Source organism: Enterobacter cloacae complex sp.6700776, from assembly GCF_048284255.1.
Taxonomy (GTDB): Bacteria; Pseudomonadota; Gammaproteobacteria; order Enterobacterales; family Enterobacteriaceae; genus Enterobacter; species Enterobacter intestinihominis.
In genome coordinates, this window is record NZ_JBLVYK010000004.1 from 181,267 (window position 1) to 200,034 (window position 18,768).

Below are 18,768 nucleotides of genomic sequence, written 5' to 3' on the forward strand. Positions count from 1 at the left end.
AAAGTGATTATATTGTCGGTTTAATGTTCAATCTGGTGATTAATAAAACGATTGAACTGAAATTGCAGCGAGTTGATCATCTGCGATGACCAGCGCACTGCACCATTTTCGGGCAATGTCTGCGGCATCCAGACGGCATAGGCAAACAGCGCCATGCACAGAACGCGCTCCAGCTGGTTGCCTTTTTGCGGCACGAGGATTGGCAGGCGGAAACGCCAGCGGCAGGGCCAGAGCAGCGGAACGCCCGCTGGCGTCAGCATATCGGCGAGGATATGGCTTAAGTAGCCGAGCACCATGCCCTGAATGGCATCCGCCGGGACTATCCAACTCTCGGGAACCTTCAAATAGAAGAGTGTAAGCAGGCCAAATACGGCCAGTAGGCTGTGGGTAAACCCGCGATGACCAAAGGCTCTGGCGATGGGTTTTGAAATCCACTTCAGCCGCTGACCAAGGAATGATTTTGGATGGTCGATGTCCGGCAGCAGGCAGGTCAGCACGGCAGAAGGGACAATATGCCACCAGTCCCCCTGGGCCAGCACAGGGGTCAGTTCAGCGTTTTTAGCAAACACTGCACAGGCAAGTGAAAAAAGCAGGTGGCCTTCCGCCGTCATGATAAAACCCGGTAAACTGTCAATCCATACAGTATAGGGTTTTTATACAGTGTGTGAAAGAGGTGACGGTGTAACTCTTTGTCACAAACCGGCGGTTAGCGCGCCAGCCAGCCACCGTCTACGGCAAGGGTATGGCCGTTAACGTAATCCGACGCCGCCGAGGCCAGAAACACCACCGGACCCTGTAAATCCTCCGGAAGTCCCCAGCGGCCCGCCGGAATACGGTCGAGGATCGCCTGGCTGCGCTGCTCATCATCGCGAAGTTGTTGGGTGTTATTTGTCGCCATATAACCCGGCGCGATAGCGTTCACGTTAATACCTAGCGGCGCCCATTCGTTTGCCAGCAGGCGGGTGAGCCCGAGGACGCCGCTTTTCGAAGCCGTATAGGACGGCACCCGAATGCCGCCCTGGAAGGAGAGCATGGAGGCAATGTTAATAATCTTGCCGCCCTGACCCTGCACGATAAACTGTTTCGCTACTGCCTGAGAGAGGAAAAAGACCGATTTCAGATTGAGATCGATGACCTCGTCCCAGTCCTTCTCGCTAAATTCCAGCGCATCGCACCGACGAATGGTGCCGGCATTGTTAACCAGAATATCGATGCGGCCCATCTCTGTGATGGCGGTATCCACGACGCTCTGAATACTCTCATGCTTGCCGAGATCGGCGCGAATTGCGATAAAGCGCCGTCCCAGCGCCGTGACGCGCGCTGCCGTTTCGTCAGGAACCTTGCGGTTTACCCCCACGATATCGCATCCTGCCTGGGCGAGGGCAATGGCCATGCCTTGCCCCAGACCGGTATCGCACCCGGTCACCATCGCCACTTTTCCTGCCAGAGTAAAAGCATCCAGTATCATACGCGCCTCAGAAGTCAGGTTATTGTCATTCTGCACGTAAGGATAGGAGTCTGGAATGAGAAAAGCAAATAAAGTAAAACGTTGTTTTGATTTTGTGATACAGGCAGCCGAAGCTGCCTGAAAGAGCGTTACTCTCCGCGCAGATGGCGGGCAGTCAATTCTTCAAGAGACGTCAGCCTGACATCCGCGAGGGCAAAGCGGGGATCGTGTCGGCCTTCTTCAGCCGGCACAACGATGGAGCGCATACGTGCGGCTTTGGACGCCACCATGCCGTTAACCGAATCTTCCAGCGCCACACAGGTAAGCGGATCCAGCCCCAGTTTCGCGGCGCAGTCCATATACACCTGCGGATGTGGCTTGCTGTAAGGAAGCTTTTCGGCCGAGGCCAGCGCGTCGAAGCTGTCGCGCAGCCCGAACATCGTCAGCACTTTTTCCAGCATATGCAGAGGTGAGGCAGAGGCAAGCCCCACTTTCAGCCCTTGCGCCTTGCACAGGGCGATAGCGTCGCGTACGCCCGGTAACAGAGGCTTATTCTCTTCTACAAGGGAGATAGCACGGTTGATAATGCGCGCCGTAACTTCGTCGCGATCCGGGCCAACCCATGGCTGGTGGGCATACCAAAGGTCAACCACCATATCGATGCGCAGCCCCAGGGTATCGGGAAGCTCATTACGACGACTGATATCGACGCCGAGGCTGGCCATCACGTCCAGTTCAGCCCGATCCCACAGGGGTTCGGAATCAATCAACAATCCATCCATGTCAAAAATAGCGGCAAGTATCTGGCGCGGTGTCGACATTACAACATCTCCTTATCTTGGGGGTAAGACGAACGGTGCTAAGCACAAGCAATTTAGCATATTGCATTCAAAGATCGGGCGAAAATGACCGACAGCAGGTAGACTTAGGCACAAATAACGCGTCTTTATGAAGAGGAACTAATGACGTATCAACAAGCTGGACGCATCGCAGTCTTAAAACGTATTGCTGGTTGGGTTATTTTCATTCCCGCCCTGATTTCAACGCTGATCTCCGTACTTAAATTTATGTACGATCACAGCGAAAAACAGCCGGGCATTAATGCCGTCATGCTTGATTTTGCCCACGTCATGATTGAGATGATGCGGTTTAACACCCCATTCCTGAACGTCTTCTGGTTCAACTCGCCCACCCCGGATTTTCACCACCAGCTGAATGTCGGGTTCTGGATAATCTATGCGTTGATCTTTATCGCGATGGCGTTGCAGGCCTCCGGCGCACGCATGAGCCGCCAGACCCGCTTTTTACGCGAAGGGGTAGAAGATCAGCTGATACTTGAGAAGGCGAAAGGCCCTGACGGGATGAGCCGCGAGCAGATCGAATCGCGCATTGTCGTTCCGCGTCATACCATTTTTGTGCAGTTTTTCCCGCTCTATATCCTGCCGGTTATTATCATTGTGGCCGGGTATTTCTTCTTTACACTGCTCGGCTTCCTGTAATATCAAAGGGGGCGTATTGCCGCCCCCTCCCGCTATGCCGCCAGGATACGATCCAGCGCTCGCTGGGCATTCACCAGATGACTCCCGCCAAACAAAATCGCCCGGTTTAGCAAGGTGTACAGCTGATAAACCGGCTGACGTTCAAGGAAACCCGCAGGTAACGGCGAGACAGACTGATAGCCATCATAAATTTGCGGCGGCTGTTCAGGGTGCAACGGCAGCATCGCCAGGTCACATTCTCTGTCGCCCCAGTAGCAGGCCGGGTCAAATATATAGGGACCATCAGGCCCAAGCGCGCAGTTGTTCGACCATAAATCACCGTGCAGAAGGGAAGCCTGAGGCTGATGCGAAGCCAGACGCTGCTGAATGTGTTCAACAATCGCGTCGATGTTGCCGAACGCTAGTCCCTTTTCAGCGGCCAGCTCCAGCTGCCAGCCTATGCGCTGCTCGGCGAAAAAAGTCGACCAGCGGCGTTGCCACGCGTTTGGCTGTGGGGTGGTAGAGAGGTCGTTATCGAAATCGAGCCCAAACTGAGGTTGATCGCTCCACTGGTGCAAACGGGCGATCTGTTGGCCGAGAATAAAGGCGTTGTGCGCATCCAGAGGGCGCGCCGGAAGATAGTTCATCACCAGAAAGCTGTAGTCACGATCGCTGCCAACGGCTAAAACCTGTGGAACGTTGACTGTTTTACTGCGCGATAACAACTCAAGCTGATCGGCTTCGGCCGTAAAAATGGGGAGCAATTCGCGCTCATCACATTTCACGAAGAGATCGCGCCCGGCGTAACGTAAATGCCATGCGGCATGGATCTCTCCGCCTGGCAGTTCGTTACGCAGTTCAATTTCACCTTCACCCAGTTGCTCACTTAAAAGATGACTGATAGCCTGCCACATGATGTCTCTCCCATGTTGTCTGCCAGATCATAAAGTTAGCGCAAAACGGCTATAAAAAAACAGGAACTAACGCACAACTGAGCGGTTTAATTTTGTACAGGGCACTTATTGTTCTTTTTTATGCCAGTTTTCCCAGCTATCCACATCAATTTCCGTGGCTTTGTCAGTCACGCTTTCCACCAGGCTACTGGCCAGCGCCTTCACCTCCTCCTGACTCAGCGGGCTTATCAGGCCAAAGGCCAGCGAGCCGAGATCGTGAATATTGCCCTCATCGTCCGTCAGCGTGAGCAGAAAATTCGCCCGCGTGAAAGCGTTGTTGAGTTCATTCAGTTCGGTCAGCGATGCTTCATGAATATTGACGGTTACGACGTAGCGGGTGATATCACCACTGCTCATAATTCACCTCGTTGTTATCCTGAAAGTTTTCTTAGCATAGTCGATAAGCCATATTTGGCGACTTCCCCCTCCACGGGAAGGGGAAGCACGTTCAGCTTCTCGCCAGGTAATCGACAATTTTCTGAGTATCCGCAAGCGAACACAGACGGGTTCCCTGATTGATGGTGGCAGCGCTCCCTGCCGCGACGCCATAGCGTGCCATCTCCAGAAGCGAAGCGCCCTGCGCCAGCTTCAGCACCATCGCGCCAACCATACTGTCACCGGCACCCACGGTACTCTGACTTTTCATCGGCGGTGGAACAACCTGCACGCAGCCCGTCTTGTCGACGGCCAGCGCACCCTGAGGACCGAGAGAGACTACAACGCGATGCGCTTTGCCCGTGCGTACCAGCTCTTCTGCGGCAGTACGCACGTCATCAGGCTGGTTGAGCTCGCGATTGACAAGCGCACTGAGCTCTTTCTGGTTAGGTTTGACAAGTTCAAGTTGTCCGGGCTCTAACGCCGCCTTCAGGGCATCGCCTGAGCTATCGACAATGCAGCGGATGCCGCGCTGGAGCACCGCCTGAACCAGTGCCGTCAGCTTTTCTGTTTTGACGCCCGGCGGCAGGCTACCGCTGATCACCAGCAATGAGCCGCTTTCAATGGTCAGCACTTTCTCTTCCAGTTGACGAAACTCATCATCGCTCAACTTCGCCCCTGGCATCACAAAACGATATTGCTCGCCGCTGGATTCAACATGGACATGCAGGTTTTGCCGGGTCCAGTCTCTGGCGTCAACGGTATCTACGGCAACCTGTTCATCTGCCAGCAACGCAACCAGATGCTCACCCGTGGCGCCGCCAGCGGGGAAGATGGCGGTTGCTTTTCCGCCGAGATGGGTAATGGCGCGCGCCACGTTAATGCCGCCGCCGCCCGGCTCAAACACCGGCGCGCTACAGCGCAGCTTACCTTCCGGATAGATTTGCGGCGTCATGGTCGCAGAGTCGAGGGAAGGGGAGAGCGTCAGCGTGTAAATCGAAGCCATCATGACCTCCTTTTATCATGGGTTATTTTAAGCCTGGCACCGTTTGGCAGGAAGGCAACGTAAATAACAGTATGATTTTAAAAATGAATGCTGACAAAAAACCTTGGCCGGGTATATACATTAAATCGCGTTTTGGGATCGTTCTTATTCAAAAAATGAAAGAAGAAATTATTGCTATGTTATTTGCGGCTTTTTATAATTTGTTACCTTTCTATGGTCGCCTTGTCATTGATCCGCAAGAAAGTTTCCGAGACCGTGACGGTCTCTTTTTATGTTGTACGGACTCCTAAAATAAATGAAGCTTTTGAAGACAGTACCCGCAGCACTGATGCTGGCGGGTGGCGTATTTGCGTCACTGAATGCAACCGCCGATGATACCGTTTTTACTGTCATGGACGATCCCTCCACTGCCAAAAAACCCTTTGAAGGTAACGTGAATGCCGGGTATCTGGCGCAATCCGGTAACACGAAAAGCTCCTCCATGACCGCAGACAGCACCCTGACCTGGTACGGCAACACCACGGCCTGGTCGCTGTGGGGCAATGCCAGCAACACGTCTGCTAACGATGAACGCTCCTCTGAGAAATACGCGGTAGGTGGGCGTAGCCGTTACAACATGACAGATTATGACTACCTGTTCGGGCAGGCGAGTTGGCTTACTGACCGCTACAACGGCTATCGCCAGCGCGATGTCATGACTGCGGGTTATGGTCGTCAGTTCCTGAATGGACCGGTGCACAGCCTCCGTTTTGAATTCGGTCCGGGTGTCCGTTACGACGAGTACACCAACGGCGAAGATGAAACCCAGCCGCTGGGTTATGCATCGGGCACCTACGCATGGCAAATGACTGACAACGCTAAATTCACCCAGGGTGTGTCGGTGTTTGGTGCTGAAGATACAACGCTGAACTCTGAAAGTGCGTTGAACGTGGCTATCAACGAACACTTTGGACTCAAGGTGGCGTACAACGTAACCTGGAACTCTTCACCGCCTGATTCCGCGCCGGAACATACCGATCGCCGAACCACGATTTCTTTAGGTTATAAAATGTAATTTCTTTGGGCCGGGACTATTTTCGGCCTGTTTTTTATTTTTTGAAACTGTGCTTATTTATATTAAACGGCGTTTTGAAATAATAGGCATGGTTTCGTCTTCATAATTTCTCCATAATTAGGCGGCCAGGCCTTATTCAGTTTATTTGACACGATTTGATAAATAATTTGACTAGGCAAAAGTGTGATCCAGATCTACACTTACGGCACAGGCAAAAAACTCGCCTCAGGCATTTCTGCATTAATTAAGTATGAGAACAGAATTATGAAAAAAATCAAAACCGCTACAGCAGCGATGGTGCTTTCCGCACTTTCATTTGGCGTATTTGCTGCTGATAATATGACGCAACCTGCCAGTGACGTTAACAGCCCAGTCGGGATCGCTAAAGCCTCTGATGTTGAAGCAGGCTCCAACATTGCCCCTGGCTCCCAGTCTACCGGCCAGTCAATGAATGATGCATTTGATGTACACAAGCTGGTGGCGGGTGAGTGGTCCTGATATTTCAATTGCCACATGTGATGGAATATATACGCTGTCCCAGCCTGGCGAAAACCGGATTATGACGTACCGGTTTTGGACCATAAATTATCGTAAAGATAGTTAAGATTTATTCAGTAAATTCACGGCACGTTTTCGCTGACATAATATTAGCCCCAGATCATCGCGGCCCAACGCAGCAGCAACATCGCGCCGCAAATAGCGATTAACACCACGACCATTTTCCAGTGCTTAACGGCAAATCTTTTTGTTGGCATAACCCAATCCTTGTCAGTTGATACCCTTAGTCTACCAAAGTCTGCGCCAGAAAGCGCTTTACCCGGGACAACAGGTTATGCCAGAACAGCGGTTCGGCTTAAAACCAGTGGAATCTGTCGGCCAGTATCAATACCAGACCAGCAGCGGAAAGTAGATTCAATATCACAACGGTTCTGCTCGATACATTCATGTGATACCCCTTCGATGTTTAAGGACCAGATCAAGAATAGCTCAGCACTTTCGGATTGCGAGCCCCCGTCAACAAAAGTTCATGAACGCAGACATAAGAATGAGCGGTTCAAATCGGTCGCGGGAAGGTGCATTCGCCCTGTTAATAGTGTTACCATTACGCTGCTTGCCGTAAATCCGCATTTATCTGAATCGGCAGGTGCATGATGACGAACCAATTTGACGATTGTTGGTCAGATGGTTTCGTAATCTACTGTTTAATCACGATTATTTTCTTTGTATATGCTCTTATGTGTGGGGCATCACTGCAAATAAGGATATAAAATGCCTGTAATTACTCTTCCTGATGGCAGCCAACGCCATTTCGACCACGCTGTAAGCCCAATGGATGTTGCACTGGATATCGGTCCTGGACTCGCAAAAGCAACCATTGCAGGCCGCGTAAACGGTGAGCTGGTAGACGCGTCCGATCTGATTGAAAGCGATGCAACGCTTGCGATCATCACCGCGAAAGACGAAGAAGGTCTGGAGATCATTCGTCACTCCTGTGCGCACCTGTTAGGTCATGCTATTAAGCAGCTGTGGCCCAACACCAAAATGGCGATCGGCCCGGTTATCGACAACGGCTTCTACTACGACGTTGACCTTGACCACACCCTGACACAGGAAGATATCGACGCGCTCGAAAAACGTATGCATGAGCTCGCCGAAACGAACTATGACGTCATCAAGAAGAAAGTCAGCTGGCATGAAGCGCGTGAAACCTTCGTGAAGCGCGGCGAGAGCTATAAAGTCTCGATTCTTGATGAAAACATCGCTCATGATGACAAGCCTGGCTTGTACCATCACGAAGAATATGTCGACATGTGCCGTGGACCGCACGTGCCGAATATGCGCTTCTGTCATCACTTCAAACTGATGAAAATCGCAGGCGCCTACTGGCGTGGCGACAGCAACAATAAAATGTTGCAGCGTATCTATGGTACCGCGTGGGCCGATAAGAAAGCCCTGAACGCGTACCTGCAACGCCTGGAAGAGGCGGCTAAGCGTGACCACCGTAAAATCGGTAAGCAGCTTGACCTGTATCATATGCAGGAAGAAGCGCCGGGGATGGTGTTCTGGCATAACGACGGCTGGACAATCTTCCGTGAACTGGAAACGTTCGTGCGCTCCAAGCTGAAAGAGTACCAGTATCAGGAAGTGAAAGGCCCGTTCATGATGGACCGTGTGCTGTGGGAAAAAACCGGCCACTGGGACAACTACAAAGATGCGATGTTCACCACTTCGTCTGAGAACCGTGAATACTGCATCAAGCCAATGAACTGTCCGGGCCACGTTCAGATCTTCAACCAGGGTCTGAAATCCTACCGCGATCTACCGCTGCGTATGGCGGAGTTCGGTAGCTGCCACCGTAACGAGCCATCAGGTGCGCTGCACGGTCTGATGCGTGTTCGTGGCTTTACTCAGGATGATGCGCATATCTTCTGTACTGAAGATCAGGTACGTGATGAAGTTAACGCCTGTATTCGTATGGTCTACGATATGTACAGCACTTTTGGCTTCGAGAAGATCGTGGTCAAACTCTCAACGCGTCCGGAAAAACGTATCGGTAGCGATGAGACATGGGATCGCGCAGAGGCGGATCTCGCCGTGGCGCTGGAAGAGAACGGTATTCCGTTCGAATACCAGCTGGGCGAGGGCGCATTCTACGGTCCAAAAATTGAATTTACCCTGTATGACTGCCTCGATCGCGCATGGCAGTGCGGAACGGTACAGCTGGACTTCTCCCTGCCGCAGCGTTTAAGCGCCTCTTATGTTGGCGAAGACAACGAGCGTCAGGTGCCGGTTATGATTCACCGTGCGATTCTCGGTTCACTGGAGCGCTTCATCGGCATCCTGACTGAAGAGTTCGCCGGCTTCTTCCCAACCTGGCTTGCGCCAGTGCAGGTAGTTGTGATGAACATTACCGATTCTCAGGCGGATTACGTTAAAGAATTGACGCAGAAACTACAAAATGCGGGCATTCGCGTAAAAGCAGACTTGAGAAATGAGAAGATTGGCTTTAAAATCCGCGAGCACACTTTACGTCGTGTCCCGTATATGTTGGTCTGTGGTGATAAAGAGGTGGAAGCAGGCAAAGTTGCCGTTCGCACCCGCCGTGGTAAAGACCTGGGGAGCCTGGACGTAAGTGAAGTGATTGAGAAGCTGCAACAAGAGATTCGCAGCCGCAGTCTTCAACAACTGGAGGAATAAGGTATTAAAGGCGGAAAACGAGTTCAAACGGCACGTCCGAATCGTATCAATGGCGAGATTCGCGCCCAGGAAGTTCGCTTAACAGATCTTGAAGGTGAACCACTGGGGATTGTGAGTCTGAGAGAAGCGATCGAAAAAGCTGAAGAAGCTGGAGTAGATTTAGTTGAAATCAGCCCTAACGCCGAACCGCCAGTTTGTCGTATTATGGACTACGGCAAGTTCCTTTATGAAAAGAGTAAATCTTCTAAGGAACAGAAGAAGAAGCAAAAAGTTATCCAGGTTAAGGAAATCAAATTCCGTCCTGGTACCGACGATGGCGATTATCAGGTAAAACTCCGCAGCCTGATTCGCTTTCTGGAAGATGGCGATAAGGCCAAGATCACGCTGCGTTTCCGCGGTCGTGAGATGGCCCACCAACAGATTGGTATGGAAGTGCTTAACCGCGTCCGTGAAGATCTGAGTGAACTGGCAGTAGTCGAATCCTTCCCAACGAAGATCGAAGGCCGCCAGATGATCATGGTGCTCGCTCCTAAGAAGAAACAGTAAGGCCTTCAAGCAGCAAAATCTGTGGAGCCTTCGGGCCCCATAGGTTTTGTTCGCCTATGTTTCGTTTATTTAACAATGCGAAGTGGAAGTTATTAAAATGCCAAAAATTAAGACCGTACGCGGTGCTGCTAAGCGCTTCAAAAAAACCGGTAAAGGTGGTTTTAAGCACAAGCACGCTAACCTGCGTCACATTCTGACTAAGAAAGCTACCAAGCGTAAACGTCACCTGCGTCCAAAAGCCATGGTTTCTAAAGGCGATCTGGGCCTGGTCATCGCGTGCCTGCCGTACGCATAAGTCGTTAACGTTTAACTTTTTTAACTTAGAATAGATACAGGAGAGCACACATGGCTCGCGTAAAACGTGGTGTAATTGCACGTGCACGTCACAAGAAAATTTTGAAACAAGCTAAAGGCTACTACGGTGCGCGTTCACGCGTATACCGCGTTGCCTTCCAGGCTGTTATCAAAGCAGGTCAGTACGCTTACCGTGACCGTCGTCAGCGTAAGCGTCAGTTCCGTCAACTGTGGATTGCGCGTATCAACGCAGCAGCACGTCAGAACGGTATTTCTTACAGCAAATTCATCAACGGCCTGAAAAAAGCCTCTGTTGAAATCGACCGTAAGATCCTGGCTGACATCGCAGTATTCGACAAAGTAGCGTTCACCGCTCTGGTCGAAAAAGCGAAAGCAGCACTGGCATAAGCCAGTTGAAAGAGGGGGCTTTGCTCCCTCTTTTCATATCGCCTTATCAGAAGATTGACATTTACCCGTCCAGGCTTTTCAATAAGGTCTTAACGGTTTTTACCCTACAAGGTAACGCAAGCATGAATGCTGCTATTTTCCGCTTCTTCTTTTACTTTAGCACCTGACTTCAGGAGGCTAGCGCGTGAAAGATGAAACGAAAAACAGCGCCAGATAAGCCTCCCGATGGAGGCTTTTTTTGTGCCTGAATTTGAGAGATTACGTCCAACAATTCGGTGTCTGCACCGACATAATGAGGAAAACCATGTCACATCTCGCAGAGCTGGTTGCCAGTGCAACGGCCGCCATTAACCAGGCCTCAGATGTTGCCGCGTTAGACAATGTCCGCGTCGAATATCTGGGCAAGAAAGGGCATCTGACCCTTCAGATGACTACCCTGCGTGAACTGCCAGCAGAGGAGCGCCCGGCAGCAGGTGCAGTGATTAACGAAGCCAAAGAGCAGGTACAACAGGCGCTGAACGCACGTAAAGCCGAGCTGGAAAGTGCAGTACTGAATGCGCGTCTGGCGGCAGAAACGATTGACGTTTCTCTGCCGGGTCGCCGTATCGAAAACGGCGGTCTGCATCCGGTTACCCGTACTATCGATCGTATTGAAAGTTTCTTCGGTGAGCTCGGCTTTACCGTGGCGACTGGCCCGGAAATTGAAGATGACTACCACAACTTCGATGCCCTTAACATTCCTGGCCATCATCCGGCACGCGCTGACCACGACACTTTCTGGTTTGACGCCACCCGTCTGCTGCGTACTCAGACTTCTGGCGTTCAGATCCGTACCATGAAGGAGCAGGCTCCACCGATCCGCATCATCGCGCCGGGTCGCGTATACCGTAACGACTACGATCAGACCCACACCCCAATGTTCCACCAGATGGAAGGTCTGATTGTTGATAAAAACATCAGCTTCACCAACCTGAAAGGCACACTGCACGATTTCCTGAACAACTTCTTTGAGGAAGATTTGCAGGTTCGTTTCCGTCCGTCCTACTTCCCGTTCACTGAACCTTCTGCGGAAGTTGACGTGATGGGTAAAAACGGTAAATGGCTGGAAGTGCTGGGCTGCGGCATGGTGCATCCAAACGTACTGCGCAACGTAGGTATCGATCCGGAAGTATACTCCGGCTTTGCGTTCGGTATGGGCATGGAGCGTCTTACCATGCTGCGCTACGGCGTAACCGACTTACGTGCGTTCTTCGAAAACGATCTGCGTTTCCTCAAACAGTTTAAATAAGGGCAGGAAAGAACAATGAAATTCAGTGAACTGTGGTTACGCGAATGGGTTAACACCACGCTGGACAGCGACGCGCTTTCTAACCAGATCACCATGGCGGGTCTGGAAGTTGATGGCGTGGATCCTGTTTCTGGCGCCTTTACCGGCGTCGTGGTAGGTGAAGTGGTTGAGTGTGGCCAGCACCCTAACGCCGACAAACTGCGCGTAACAAAAGTCAATGTGGGCGGTGACCGTCTGCTGGATATCGTCTGCGGTGCGCCAAACTGCCGACAGGGCCTGAAGGTAGCCGTGGCGACCGTCGGCGCGGTACTGCCGGGCGATTTCAAAATCAAAGCGGCTAAGCTGCGCGGTGAGCCGTCTGAAGGCATGCTGTGCTCCTTCTCCGAGCTGGGCATTTCCGACGATCACTCCGGGATTATCGAGCTGCCGCAGGATGCACCAGTGGGTACCGATATCCGCGAATACCTGAAGCTTGATGACAACACCATCGAAATCAGCGTGACGCCAAACCGTGCCGACTGCTTAGGTATCATCGGTGTAGCCCGCGACGTGGCCGTTCTGAACCAGACCGAACTGAACGAGCCGGAGATCGCTCCGGTTGAGGCAACCATCAGTGATGTGCTGCCGATTCAGATTGACGCCCCTGACGCATGTCCGCGCTACCTCGGTCGCGTGGTGAAAGGTATTAACGTTAAAGCGCCAACCCCGCTGTGGATGAAAGAGAAACTGCGTCGCTGTGGTATCCGTTCTATCGACGCTGTGGTTGACGTGACCAACTATGTTCTGCTGGAGCTGGGCCAGCCAATGCACGCCTTCGATAAAGATCGTATCGAAGGGGGTATTATTGTGCGCATGGCGAAAGAGGGCGAAACCCTGGTTCTGCTGGACGGCAGCGAAGCGAAACTGAACGCCGACACTCTGGTAATTGCCGATCACAACAAAGCGCTGGCGATGGGCGGGATCTTCGGCGGCGAGCACTCTGGCGTCAACGACGAAACGCAAAACGTCCTGCTGGAATGCGCGTTCTTCAGCCCGCTCTCCATCACCGGCCGCGCACGCCGCCACGGTCTGCACACTGACGCTTCTCACCGCTATGAGCGTGGCGTGGATCCTGCGCTGCAATACAAAGCGATGGAGCGTGCGACTCGCCTGCTGATCGACATCTGCGGCGGCGAAGCGGGTCCGGTTATCGATGTGACCAACCAAGCGGCGCTGCCGAAGCGTGCGACCATTACTCTGCGCCGCAGCAAGCTGGATCGTCTGATTGGTCACCACGTTGCCGATGCGCAGGTGACCGACATTCTGACGCGTCTGGGCTGCGAAGTGACTGAAGGTCAGGATGAGTGGAAAGCCGTTGCGCCATCCTGGCGTTTCGACATGGAGATCGAAGAAGATCTGGTGGAAGAAGTGGCCCGCGTGTACGGCTACAACAATATCCCTGACGAGCCGGTGCAGGCGGGTCTGGTGATGGGCAGCCATCGCGAAGCCGATCTGTCACTGAAGCGTGTGAAAACCATGCTGAACGACAAAGGCTACCAGGAAGTGATCACCTACAGCTTCGTTGATCCTAAGCTGCAACAGCTGATCCACCCGGGTCAGGAAGCGCTGATCCTGCCAAGCCCGATCTCCAGCGAGATGTCAGCGATGCGTCTGTCCCTGTGGACGGGACTGCTGGGTACTATCGTTTATAACCAGAACCGTCAGCAGAACCGCGTGCGTATTTTCGAAAGCGGTTTGCGCTTTGTACCGGATACTCAGGCCAATTTAGGCATCCGTCAGGATCTCATGCTGGCCGGCGCCATTAGCGGTAACCGCTATGAAGAGCACTGGGACCTGGCAAAAGGGACGGTTGATTTCTACGATATGAAGGGCGATCTGGAAGCGATTCTCGATCTGACCGGTAAATTATCCGAAATTGAATTCCGCGCAGAAGCGATTCCAGCCCTGCATCCGGGCCAGAGTGCGGCGATCTATTTAGACGGCAAACGTGTTGGTTTTATTGGGGTTGTTCACCCGGAGCTGGAACGTAAGCTGGATCTGAATGGCCGTACCATCGTATTCGAGCTGGAGTGGAACCCGGTTGCAGACCGCGTCATTCCTCAGGCAAAGGACGTCTCACGCTTCCCGGCAAACCGCCGTGATATCGCGGTTGTGGTCGCTGAAAATGTGCCCGCAGCAGATATTTTGGCCGAATGTAAGAAAGTTGGCGTAAATCAGGTAGTTGGCGTAAACTTATTTGACGTGTACCGCGGCAAGGGCGTAGCAGAAGGTTTCAAGAGCCTCGCTATTAGCCTTATCCTTCAGGATACCAGCCGTACACTCGAAGAAGAGGAGATTGCCGCTACCGTCGCCAAATGTGTAGAGGCATTAAAAGAGCGATTCCAGGCATCATTGAGGGATTGAACCTATGGCGCTTACAAAAGCTGAAATGTCAGAATATCTGTTTGATAAGCTTGGGCTTAGCAAACGGGATGCCAAAGAGCTGGTAGAGCTGTTTTTCGAAGAGATCCGTCGTGCTCTGGAAAATGGTGAGCAGGTTAAACTCTCCGGCTTTGGCAATTTTGATTTGCGAGACAAAAACCAACGTCCGGGCCGTAACCCGAAGACGGGGGAAGATATTCCCATTACAGCCCGCCGCGTGGTGACCTTCAGACCCGGACAGAAGTTAAAAAGCCGTGTCGAAAACGCAACGCCCAAAGCAGAGTAATATGAACTAACTAAAAAGGCCGCTCACGCGGCCTTTTTTCTTTGCGCTATTTGCTAAACCCGCCGTAAAATCAATGATATCTCAACCGGATAACCTATCGTCTATGCTTGATCTTGCCCGTCTTCAGCACCGCTCCGATCTCCGCCGCCTGTGTCTGCTCGGGGTGCTGATGATTGTCGCCACCACCGTCAGCCTGTGTGCGGGCGATCGGTGGCTGGGACCGGAAAGCTGGTTTACGCCTGAGGGACAGCTCTTTGTCTGGCAGATCCGCCTGCCACGGACGCTGGCTGTGCTTTTAGTCGGCGCTGCGCTGGCGCTGTGCGGCACGATCATGCAGGCATTATTTGAAAACCCTCTGGCGGAACCCGGACTTCTCGGGGTGTCGAATGGCGCAGGCGTCGGGCTTATCGCCGCCGTGATGCTGGGGGGAGGCGAGCTCTCCGCCTGGGGGATTAGCCTCAGCGCTATCCTTGGCGCGCTGTTGATAACCCTTATCCTTCTGCGCTTTGCTCGTCGCCATTTATCCACCAGCCGGCTGCTGCTTGCCGGGGTAGCGTTGGGGATCATCTGTAGCGCGCTGATGACATGGGCCGTCTACTTCTCCACCTCTTTCGATCTGCGCCAGTTAATGTACTGGATGATGGGGGGATTTGGTGGCGTTGACTGGCGTCAGGGGTGGCTGATGGTGCTCCTGATCCCGGTCATCCTGTGGACGGCGTTCCAGGCGCAGCCGCTTAATATTCTCGCGCTGGGCGAAACGTCTGCTCGCCAGCTCGGGATGCCGATTGGCTTCTGGCGCAACGTGCTGGTTATCGCTATCGGCTGGATGGTGGGCGTAAGCGTGGCGCTGGCGGGGGCGATTGGCTTTATTGGGCTGGTGATCCCGCATATGCTGCGCCTGTGCGGTATTACGGACCACCGAACTCTGCTTCCGGCCTCGGCGGTTGCCGGGGCGGCAACGCTGCTGATTGCCGATATCATCGCCCGGCTTGCGCTGACGGCCGCTGAGTTGCCGATAGGCGTGGTGACCGCAACGCTGGGCGCACCGGTCTTTATCTGGCTACTATTAAAAGCTGGACGTTAAAACACAACCTGTAAGTCAACCTGAGGGAATGCTATGCAGTCTGATATTCTGAATACCGAAGTGACTACCATTGACGGCGAGAAAACCACGCTGGAAGGCTACAAGGGCAAGGTACTGCTCATCGTGAACGTGGCATCGAAATGTGGCCTTACGCCGCAGTATGAACAGCTGGAAAACATTCATAAAGCCTGGGAAAAAGACGGCTTTACCGTACTCGGCTTCCCGTGCAACCAGTTCCTGGGCCAGGAGCCGGGCAGCGAAGAGGAGATTAAGACCTTTTGCAGCAAAACCTATGGTGTGACGTTCCCGATGTTCAGCAAAATTGATGTGAACGGGGAAAATCGTCATCCGCTGTATGCCAAACTGGTGGCCGCGGCGCCGACCGCCGTTGCGCCTGAAGAGAGTGGTTTCTATGAGCGTATGGCGAGCAAAGGTCGCGCGCCGCTCTATCCGGACGATATTCTGTGGAACTTCGAAAAATTCCTGATTGGCCGTGACGGTCAGGTCGTGCAGCGTTTCTCGCCTGACATGACGCCTGAAGATCCTATCGTGATGGAATCAATCAAGCTGGCGCTGGCGAAATAATGACGCTGCTGATGCAGCTCACAGGCGTTGCCGGGAAGGGACGTCTTGAGCCTGTTACCGCCGCAGTCAACGCAGGTGAAATCCTTCACCTGGTTGGGCCTAACGGCGCCGGAAAAAGCACGCTGCTGGCGCGCATGGCGGGGCTGACCCGCGGGGAAGGGGAGATTACCTTTCTCGGGCAATCGCTCGTCAACTGGCTACCCTCTACACTCGCCTCCCGTCGAAGCTATCTGGTTCAGCAGCAGGTTCCGCCCTTTGCAATGCCCGTCTGGCACTACCTGACGCTGCACCTGCCTGATAAAAATCAGGTAGCATTGCTCCATGACGTTGCTGCGGCGCTCGGGTTAGACGATAAGCTCACCCGACAGGCCAGCCAGCTTTCCGGTGGCGAATGGCAGCGCGTGCGTCTGGCCGCCGTCATCCTTCAGGTTCATCCGGTGGGAAATCCTCACGGGCAGTTGCTGCTGCTGGACGAGCCGATGAGCGGACTGGACGTTGCCCAGCAGGCAGCGCTGGATACTCTGCTCAGCGCGCTGTGTCGCAAGGGCATCGCCATTGTGATGAGCAGCCATGATTTAAACCATACGTTGCGCCACGCGCATCAGGTGTGGTTGCTGGCGCGTGGCAAACTGATTGCCAGCGGAACGCGCGACAGCGTGCTGACGGCCCCCAATCTTGCGAGTGCTTACCACATGTCGTTCCGGAGGCTGGATATTGAAGGCCACAAGATGCTCATTTCCACGACGCAGGAGTAACCTTTCTTGCACAGCCGCATAGATGCACGCTAAATTACCGAAAGAACAAAAAAAGCAGAGGATTCGTCTGAAATGCGATTCTGGTTTCTCCTTGTTGCGGCGCTATTTCTTGCAGGATGCAGCAGCCATCGTGCACCTCCGCCTAACCCACGGCTTTCTGACTCCATTACGGTCATTGCCAGCCTGAACGATCAGCTCAGCAACTGGCGCGGCACCCCTTATCGCTACGGCGGGATGAGCCGGGGCGGGGTGGATTGCTCGGGATTTGTGCTAATGACTTTCCGCGATAAATTTGACCTACAGCTTCCGCGTGAAACGCGTATGCAGGCGAAAATCGGCACTGAAATTGATAAAGACGAGCTCCTGCCCGGCGATCTGGTCTTTTTTAAAACAGGTTCCGGTGAAAGCGGCCTTCATGTCGGCATTTATGACACCGATAATCAGTTCATTCATGCCTCGACCAGCCGCGGCGTGATGCGCTCCTCTCTCGATAATGTTTACTGGCGTAAAAATTTCTGGCAGGCCAGGCGTATTTAACCGCTGCATAAAGATGCAGTGCGGAGGGCCTGGCGGTGGAAATAGACGTCAGGCTTTTCTTGCGGGTGGATTAAAGTAAAATTTTTGCCCACTTATTTTTGTCAGCATGTGCCTGTTTTATCTAAAACTGGCTATTATTCATTAACCAGGATAAGATTATTTTAGATTCAGGGAAAAATCTGAAAATTAATACGGAAAGAATGAAATTAATCTTATTAAAATCAAGACAGTGGAATTGTGCCTGCAATTGCTCCAGGATGTTCTCTCTCATCTTTAATGCAGGACAAGGGCGATGATTATTACGCTAGATAATGCTTACCAGTCTGAACTTTTACTCCTTCCGGCGCGTGATAGTGCAGGTTTGCTTAAAGGTTTAGAGATTTTGGTTAACTTTACTGGCGTGGGTACGGACGTACGAATCCCGACTGAACTGGTTATCCCTCATCTTTCTCAGGAAGATGAATTAGTGCTGTTTCAGGAAAAACTGCAATTACTCGATACCTGTAAGCTATTTTTTATTCAGCATCAGTTAATTGCATGGATCAATATTACACCTGCAATTGTTGAGTTTTTATTAACTAATGAGAACGCTGTTTCAATCCTTGATCGTTATCCGTTTCTTGAGTTTACTGTTAATGAGAACTATCCAGGTTTAAATAACGGGAAAGACGATCTGACGCTTGCAAGAATGGCGATCCATTTCCCCTTAGTGCTGGCTAACTTTGGTGCAGGGGCTGCATCCCTTAAACCGGTTTATGATGGTCTGTTCAAACGGGTGATTCTGGATAAATACTTTATTCATCAGCGCGTCTCGGCGCTCTCTTTCGAGCCATTTATGCGCGCCATTCTCTGGCAGATCGCGCCGCATTGTCAGTCGGTCATGGTCTCGGGAATTGACGATCACGGCATCTTACAACGCGTGCTGCCCTTCAATTTTGGCGCAATGCAGGGAACCCTGTGGCCTGCCGTCCCGGCAGAACGCGTAACGACCCTCGTTCAGCAATAACCCCTTTCTTCGCCCGTGTTTACGTCAAGGGAAACCCTCTACACTTA

Annotated in this window: 25 protein-coding genes and 1 other annotated feature; of the genes, 17 read left to right on the plus strand and 8 right to left on the minus strand. The window is 52.6% G+C overall.

Annotated elements, in window-relative coordinates; all coding sequences use genetic code 11:
* Positions 1-20 precede the first annotated feature (20 nt).
* The 3 genes from ACNQ0T_RS08805 to hxpB form a co-directional block, all read right to left on the minus strand.
* Complete coding sequence (locus ACNQ0T_RS08805) at positions 21-611, minus strand: metal-dependent hydrolase (protein WP_015570742.1); 591 nt, start codon at positions 609-611, stop codon at positions 21-23.
* 95 nt (positions 612-706) lie between these two features.
* Positions 707-1,468, minus strand: a complete 762-nt coding sequence (gene kduD, locus ACNQ0T_RS08810; protein ID WP_022647827.1) for a 2-dehydro-3-deoxy-D-gluconate 5-dehydrogenase KduD — start codon at positions 1,466-1,468, stop codon at positions 707-709.
* A 128-nt stretch (positions 1,469-1,596) separates the two neighbouring features.
* Complete coding sequence (gene hxpB / locus ACNQ0T_RS08815) at positions 1,597-2,268, minus strand: hexitol phosphatase HxpB (RefSeq protein ID WP_022647828.1); 672 nt, start codon at positions 2,266-2,268, stop codon at positions 1,597-1,599.
* 141 nt (positions 2,269-2,409) lie between these two features.
* Here hxpB and ACNQ0T_RS08820 point away from each other — a divergent pair, with 141 nt between their 5' ends.
* Positions 2,410-2,946: a YniB family protein gene (locus tag ACNQ0T_RS08820; RefSeq protein WP_015570741.1), complete on the plus strand. Its 537-nt coding sequence runs from the start codon at positions 2,410-2,412 to the stop codon at positions 2,944-2,946.
* 32 nt (positions 2,947-2,978) lie between these two features.
* Here the strand turns inward: ACNQ0T_RS08820 and ACNQ0T_RS08825 are convergent, their stop codons facing one another.
* The 3 genes from ACNQ0T_RS08825 to pfkB all read right to left on the minus strand — a co-directional run bounded on the left by ACNQ0T_RS08825 (position 2,979) and on the right by pfkB (position 5,259).
* A complete protein-coding gene (locus tag ACNQ0T_RS08825) occupies positions 2,979-3,839 on the minus strand; it encodes a fructosamine kinase family protein (protein WP_022647830.1) in 861 nt (286 codons plus the stop codon).
* 105 nt (positions 3,840-3,944) lie between these two features.
* On the minus strand, positions 3,945-4,235 hold the full coding sequence (gene ghoS, locus ACNQ0T_RS08830) for a type V toxin-antitoxin system endoribonuclease antitoxin GhoS (RefSeq protein WP_003857822.1): 291 nt from the start codon (positions 4,233-4,235) through the stop codon (positions 3,945-3,947).
* A 91-nt stretch (positions 4,236-4,326) separates the two neighbouring features.
* Positions 4,327-5,259: a 6-phosphofructokinase II gene (pfkB, locus tag ACNQ0T_RS08835; protein WP_022647831.1), complete on the minus strand. Its 933-nt coding sequence runs from the start codon at positions 5,257-5,259 to the stop codon at positions 4,327-4,329.
* 17 nt (positions 5,260-5,276) lie between these two features.
* Here pfkB and ACNQ0T_RS08840 point away from each other — a divergent pair, with 17 nt between their 5' ends.
* The 3 genes from ACNQ0T_RS08840 to ACNQ0T_RS08850 all read left to right on the plus strand — a co-directional run bounded on the left by ACNQ0T_RS08840 (position 5,277) and on the right by ACNQ0T_RS08850 (position 6,811).
* Positions 5,277-5,549 carry a hypothetical protein gene (locus ACNQ0T_RS08840; RefSeq protein ID WP_022647832.1) on the plus strand — a complete coding sequence of 91 codons (273 nt, stop codon included), beginning with the start codon at positions 5,277-5,279 and terminating at the stop codon, positions 5,547-5,549.
* A 5-nt stretch (positions 5,550-5,554) separates the two neighbouring features.
* On the plus strand, positions 5,555-6,313 hold the full coding sequence (locus tag ACNQ0T_RS08845) for a DUF481 domain-containing protein (RefSeq protein ID WP_022647833.1): 759 nt from the start codon (positions 5,555-5,557) through the stop codon (positions 6,311-6,313).
* A gap of 264 nt (positions 6,314-6,577) precedes the next feature.
* Positions 6,578-6,811: a hypothetical protein gene (locus tag ACNQ0T_RS08850; RefSeq protein ID WP_032622263.1), complete on the plus strand. Its 234-nt coding sequence runs from the start codon at positions 6,578-6,580 to the stop codon at positions 6,809-6,811.
* A 149-nt stretch (positions 6,812-6,960) separates the two neighbouring features.
* Here ACNQ0T_RS08850 and yniD read toward each other — a convergent pair whose 3' ends face one another.
* Both yniD and yncL read right to left on the minus strand, forming a co-directional pair.
* Positions 6,961-7,068 carry a small membrane protein YniD gene (yniD, locus tag ACNQ0T_RS08855; RefSeq protein WP_003857815.1) on the minus strand — a complete coding sequence of 36 codons (108 nt, stop codon included), beginning with the start codon at positions 7,066-7,068 and terminating at the stop codon, positions 6,961-6,963.
* Between the two features lie 98 nt (positions 7,069-7,166).
* Entirely contained in the window at positions 7,167-7,259 is a 93-nt protein-coding gene (gene yncL, locus ACNQ0T_RS08860; RefSeq protein WP_071785204.1) for a stress response membrane protein YncL, read from the minus strand.
* Between the two features lie 323 nt (positions 7,260-7,582).
* On the opposite strand from yncL, the gene thrS reads away from it, so the two are divergent.
* The 13 genes from thrS to ACNQ0T_RS08925 all read left to right on the plus strand — a co-directional run bounded on the left by thrS (position 7,583) and on the right by ACNQ0T_RS08925 (position 18,721).
* Positions 7,583-9,511: a threonine--tRNA ligase gene (gene thrS / locus ACNQ0T_RS08865; RefSeq protein WP_006809077.1), complete on the plus strand. Its 1,929-nt coding sequence runs from the start codon at positions 7,583-7,585 to the stop codon at positions 9,509-9,511.
* A 3-nt stretch (positions 9,512-9,514) separates the two neighbouring features.
* Positions 9,515-10,057: a translation initiation factor IF-3 gene (infC, locus tag ACNQ0T_RS08870; RefSeq protein ID WP_059443439.1), complete on the plus strand. Its 543-nt coding sequence runs from the start codon at positions 9,515-9,517 to the stop codon at positions 10,055-10,057.
* Positions 10,058-10,154: 97 nt separating this feature from the next.
* Entirely contained in the window at positions 10,155-10,352 is a 198-nt protein-coding gene (rpmI, locus tag ACNQ0T_RS08875) for a 50S ribosomal protein L35 (protein WP_001124225.1), read from the plus strand.
* Between the two features lie 50 nt (positions 10,353-10,402).
* On the plus strand, positions 10,403-10,759 hold the full coding sequence (rplT, locus tag ACNQ0T_RS08880; protein ID WP_000124850.1) for a 50S ribosomal protein L20: 357 nt from the start codon (positions 10,403-10,405) through the stop codon (positions 10,757-10,759).
* Between the two features lie 117 nt (positions 10,760-10,876).
* Positions 10,877-11,001, plus strand: a sequence feature (Phe leader region).
* Positions 10,882-10,926 carry a pheST operon leader peptide PheM gene (pheM, locus tag ACNQ0T_RS08885; RefSeq protein WP_001386830.1) on the plus strand — a complete coding sequence of 15 codons (45 nt, stop codon included), beginning with the start codon at positions 10,882-10,884 and terminating at the stop codon, positions 10,924-10,926. It overlaps the preceding feature by 45 nt.
* Before the next feature lie 62 nt (positions 11,002-11,063).
* Positions 11,064-12,047, plus strand: coding sequence for a phenylalanine--tRNA ligase subunit alpha (gene pheS, locus ACNQ0T_RS08890; protein ID WP_022647837.1), 984 nt, complete (start codon positions 11,064-11,066; stop codon positions 12,045-12,047).
* A 15-nt stretch (positions 12,048-12,062) separates the two neighbouring features.
* Positions 12,063-14,450, plus strand: coding sequence for a phenylalanine--tRNA ligase subunit beta (pheT, locus tag ACNQ0T_RS08895; RefSeq protein WP_417929901.1), 2,388 nt, complete (start codon positions 12,063-12,065; stop codon positions 14,448-14,450).
* Positions 14,451-14,454: 4 nt separating this feature from the next.
* Positions 14,455-14,754 (plus strand): integration host factor subunit alpha, encoded by a 300-nt coding sequence (gene ihfA / locus ACNQ0T_RS08900; RefSeq protein ID WP_003857805.1) that lies wholly within the window; start codon positions 14,455-14,457, stop codon positions 14,752-14,754.
* 103 nt (positions 14,755-14,857) lie between these two features.
* Positions 14,858-15,838, plus strand: coding sequence for a vitamin B12 ABC transporter permease BtuC (btuC, locus tag ACNQ0T_RS08905; RefSeq protein WP_023305965.1), 981 nt, complete (start codon positions 14,858-14,860; stop codon positions 15,836-15,838).
* A 33-nt stretch (positions 15,839-15,871) separates the two neighbouring features.
* On the plus strand, positions 15,872-16,423 hold the full coding sequence (locus ACNQ0T_RS08910) for a glutathione peroxidase (protein WP_417929902.1): 552 nt from the start codon (positions 15,872-15,874) through the stop codon (positions 16,421-16,423).
* Entirely contained in the window at positions 16,423-17,178 is a 756-nt protein-coding gene (btuD, locus tag ACNQ0T_RS08915; protein WP_417929904.1) for a vitamin B12 ABC transporter ATP-binding protein BtuD, read from the plus strand. Before ACNQ0T_RS08910 ends, btuD begins: the two co-directional genes overlap by 1 nt.
* Positions 17,179-17,250: 72 nt before the next feature.
* Positions 17,251-17,715 carry an NlpC/P60 family protein gene (locus ACNQ0T_RS08920; protein ID WP_015570730.1) on the plus strand — a complete coding sequence of 155 codons (465 nt, stop codon included), beginning with the start codon at positions 17,251-17,253 and terminating at the stop codon, positions 17,713-17,715.
* Positions 17,716-18,007: 292 nt separating this feature from the next.
* Positions 18,008-18,721 (plus strand): cyclic di-GMP regulator CdgR, encoded by a 714-nt coding sequence (locus tag ACNQ0T_RS08925; protein ID WP_063149520.1) that lies wholly within the window; start codon positions 18,008-18,010, stop codon positions 18,719-18,721.
* The last annotated feature ends 47 nt before the right edge of the window (positions 18,722-18,768 follow it).

What these genes read in the sequence shown, in the direction of transcription:
- ACNQ0T_RS08805 (WP_015570742.1), bottom strand. Translation starts at nt 611, where the DNA reads ATGACGGCGGAAGGCCACCTGCTTTTTTCACTTGCCTGTGCAGTGTTT.
- rpmI (WP_001124225.1), top strand. Translation starts at nt 10,155, where the DNA reads ATGCCAAAAATTAAGACCGTACGCGGTGCTGCTAAGCGCTTCAAAAAA.
- ACNQ0T_RS08845 (WP_022647833.1), top strand. Translation starts at nt 5,555, where the DNA reads ATGAAGCTTTTGAAGACAGTACCCGCAGCACTGATGCTGGCGGGTGGC.
- yniD (WP_003857815.1), bottom strand. Translation starts at nt 7,068, where the DNA reads ATGCCAACAAAAAGATTTGCCGTTAAGCACTGGAAAATGGTCGTGGTG.
- ACNQ0T_RS08840 (WP_022647832.1), top strand. Translation starts at nt 5,277, where the DNA reads ATGGGTTATTTTAAGCCTGGCACCGTTTGGCAGGAAGGCAACGTAAAT.
- ACNQ0T_RS08920 (WP_015570730.1), top strand. Translation starts at nt 17,251, where the DNA reads ATGCGATTCTGGTTTCTCCTTGTTGCGGCGCTATTTCTTGCAGGATGC.
- btuC (WP_023305965.1), top strand. Translation starts at nt 14,858, where the DNA reads ATGCTTGATCTTGCCCGTCTTCAGCACCGCTCCGATCTCCGCCGCCTG.
- ACNQ0T_RS08825 (WP_022647830.1), bottom strand. Translation starts at nt 3,839, where the DNA reads ATGTGGCAGGCTATCAGTCATCTTTTAAGTGAGCAACTGGGTGAAGGT.
- pheS (WP_022647837.1), top strand. Translation starts at nt 11,064, where the DNA reads ATGTCACATCTCGCAGAGCTGGTTGCCAGTGCAACGGCCGCCATTAAC.
- ACNQ0T_RS08925 (WP_063149520.1), top strand. Translation starts at nt 18,008, where the DNA reads ATGATTATTACGCTAGATAATGCTTACCAGTCTGAACTTTTACTCCTT.
- ACNQ0T_RS08910 (WP_417929902.1), top strand. Translation starts at nt 15,872, where the DNA reads ATGCAGTCTGATATTCTGAATACCGAAGTGACTACCATTGACGGCGAG.
- yncL (WP_071785204.1), bottom strand. Translation starts at nt 7,259, where the DNA reads ATGAATGTATCGAGCAGAACCGTTGTGATATTGAATCTACTTTCCGCT.
- ihfA (WP_003857805.1), top strand. Translation starts at nt 14,455, where the DNA reads ATGGCGCTTACAAAAGCTGAAATGTCAGAATATCTGTTTGATAAGCTT.
- thrS (WP_006809077.1), top strand. Translation starts at nt 7,583, where the DNA reads ATGCCTGTAATTACTCTTCCTGATGGCAGCCAACGCCATTTCGACCAC.
- ACNQ0T_RS08820 (WP_015570741.1), top strand. Translation starts at nt 2,410, where the DNA reads ATGACGTATCAACAAGCTGGACGCATCGCAGTCTTAAAACGTATTGCT.
- pfkB (WP_022647831.1), bottom strand. Translation starts at nt 5,259, where the DNA reads ATGGCTTCGATTTACACGCTGACGCTCTCCCCTTCCCTCGACTCTGCG.
- pheT (WP_417929901.1), top strand. Translation starts at nt 12,063, where the DNA reads ATGAAATTCAGTGAACTGTGGTTACGCGAATGGGTTAACACCACGCTG.
- hxpB (WP_022647828.1), bottom strand. Translation starts at nt 2,268, where the DNA reads ATGTCGACACCGCGCCAGATACTTGCCGCTATTTTTGACATGGATGGA.
- rplT (WP_000124850.1), top strand. Translation starts at nt 10,403, where the DNA reads ATGGCTCGCGTAAAACGTGGTGTAATTGCACGTGCACGTCACAAGAAA.
- btuD (WP_417929904.1), top strand. Translation starts at nt 16,423, where the DNA reads ATGACGCTGCTGATGCAGCTCACAGGCGTTGCCGGGAAGGGACGTCTT.
- kduD (WP_022647827.1), bottom strand. Translation starts at nt 1,468, where the DNA reads ATGATACTGGATGCTTTTACTCTGGCAGGAAAAGTGGCGATGGTGACC.
- ACNQ0T_RS08850 (WP_032622263.1), top strand. Translation starts at nt 6,578, where the DNA reads ATGAAAAAAATCAAAACCGCTACAGCAGCGATGGTGCTTTCCGCACTT.
- ghoS (WP_003857822.1), bottom strand. Translation starts at nt 4,235, where the DNA reads ATGAGCAGTGGTGATATCACCCGCTACGTCGTAACCGTCAATATTCAT.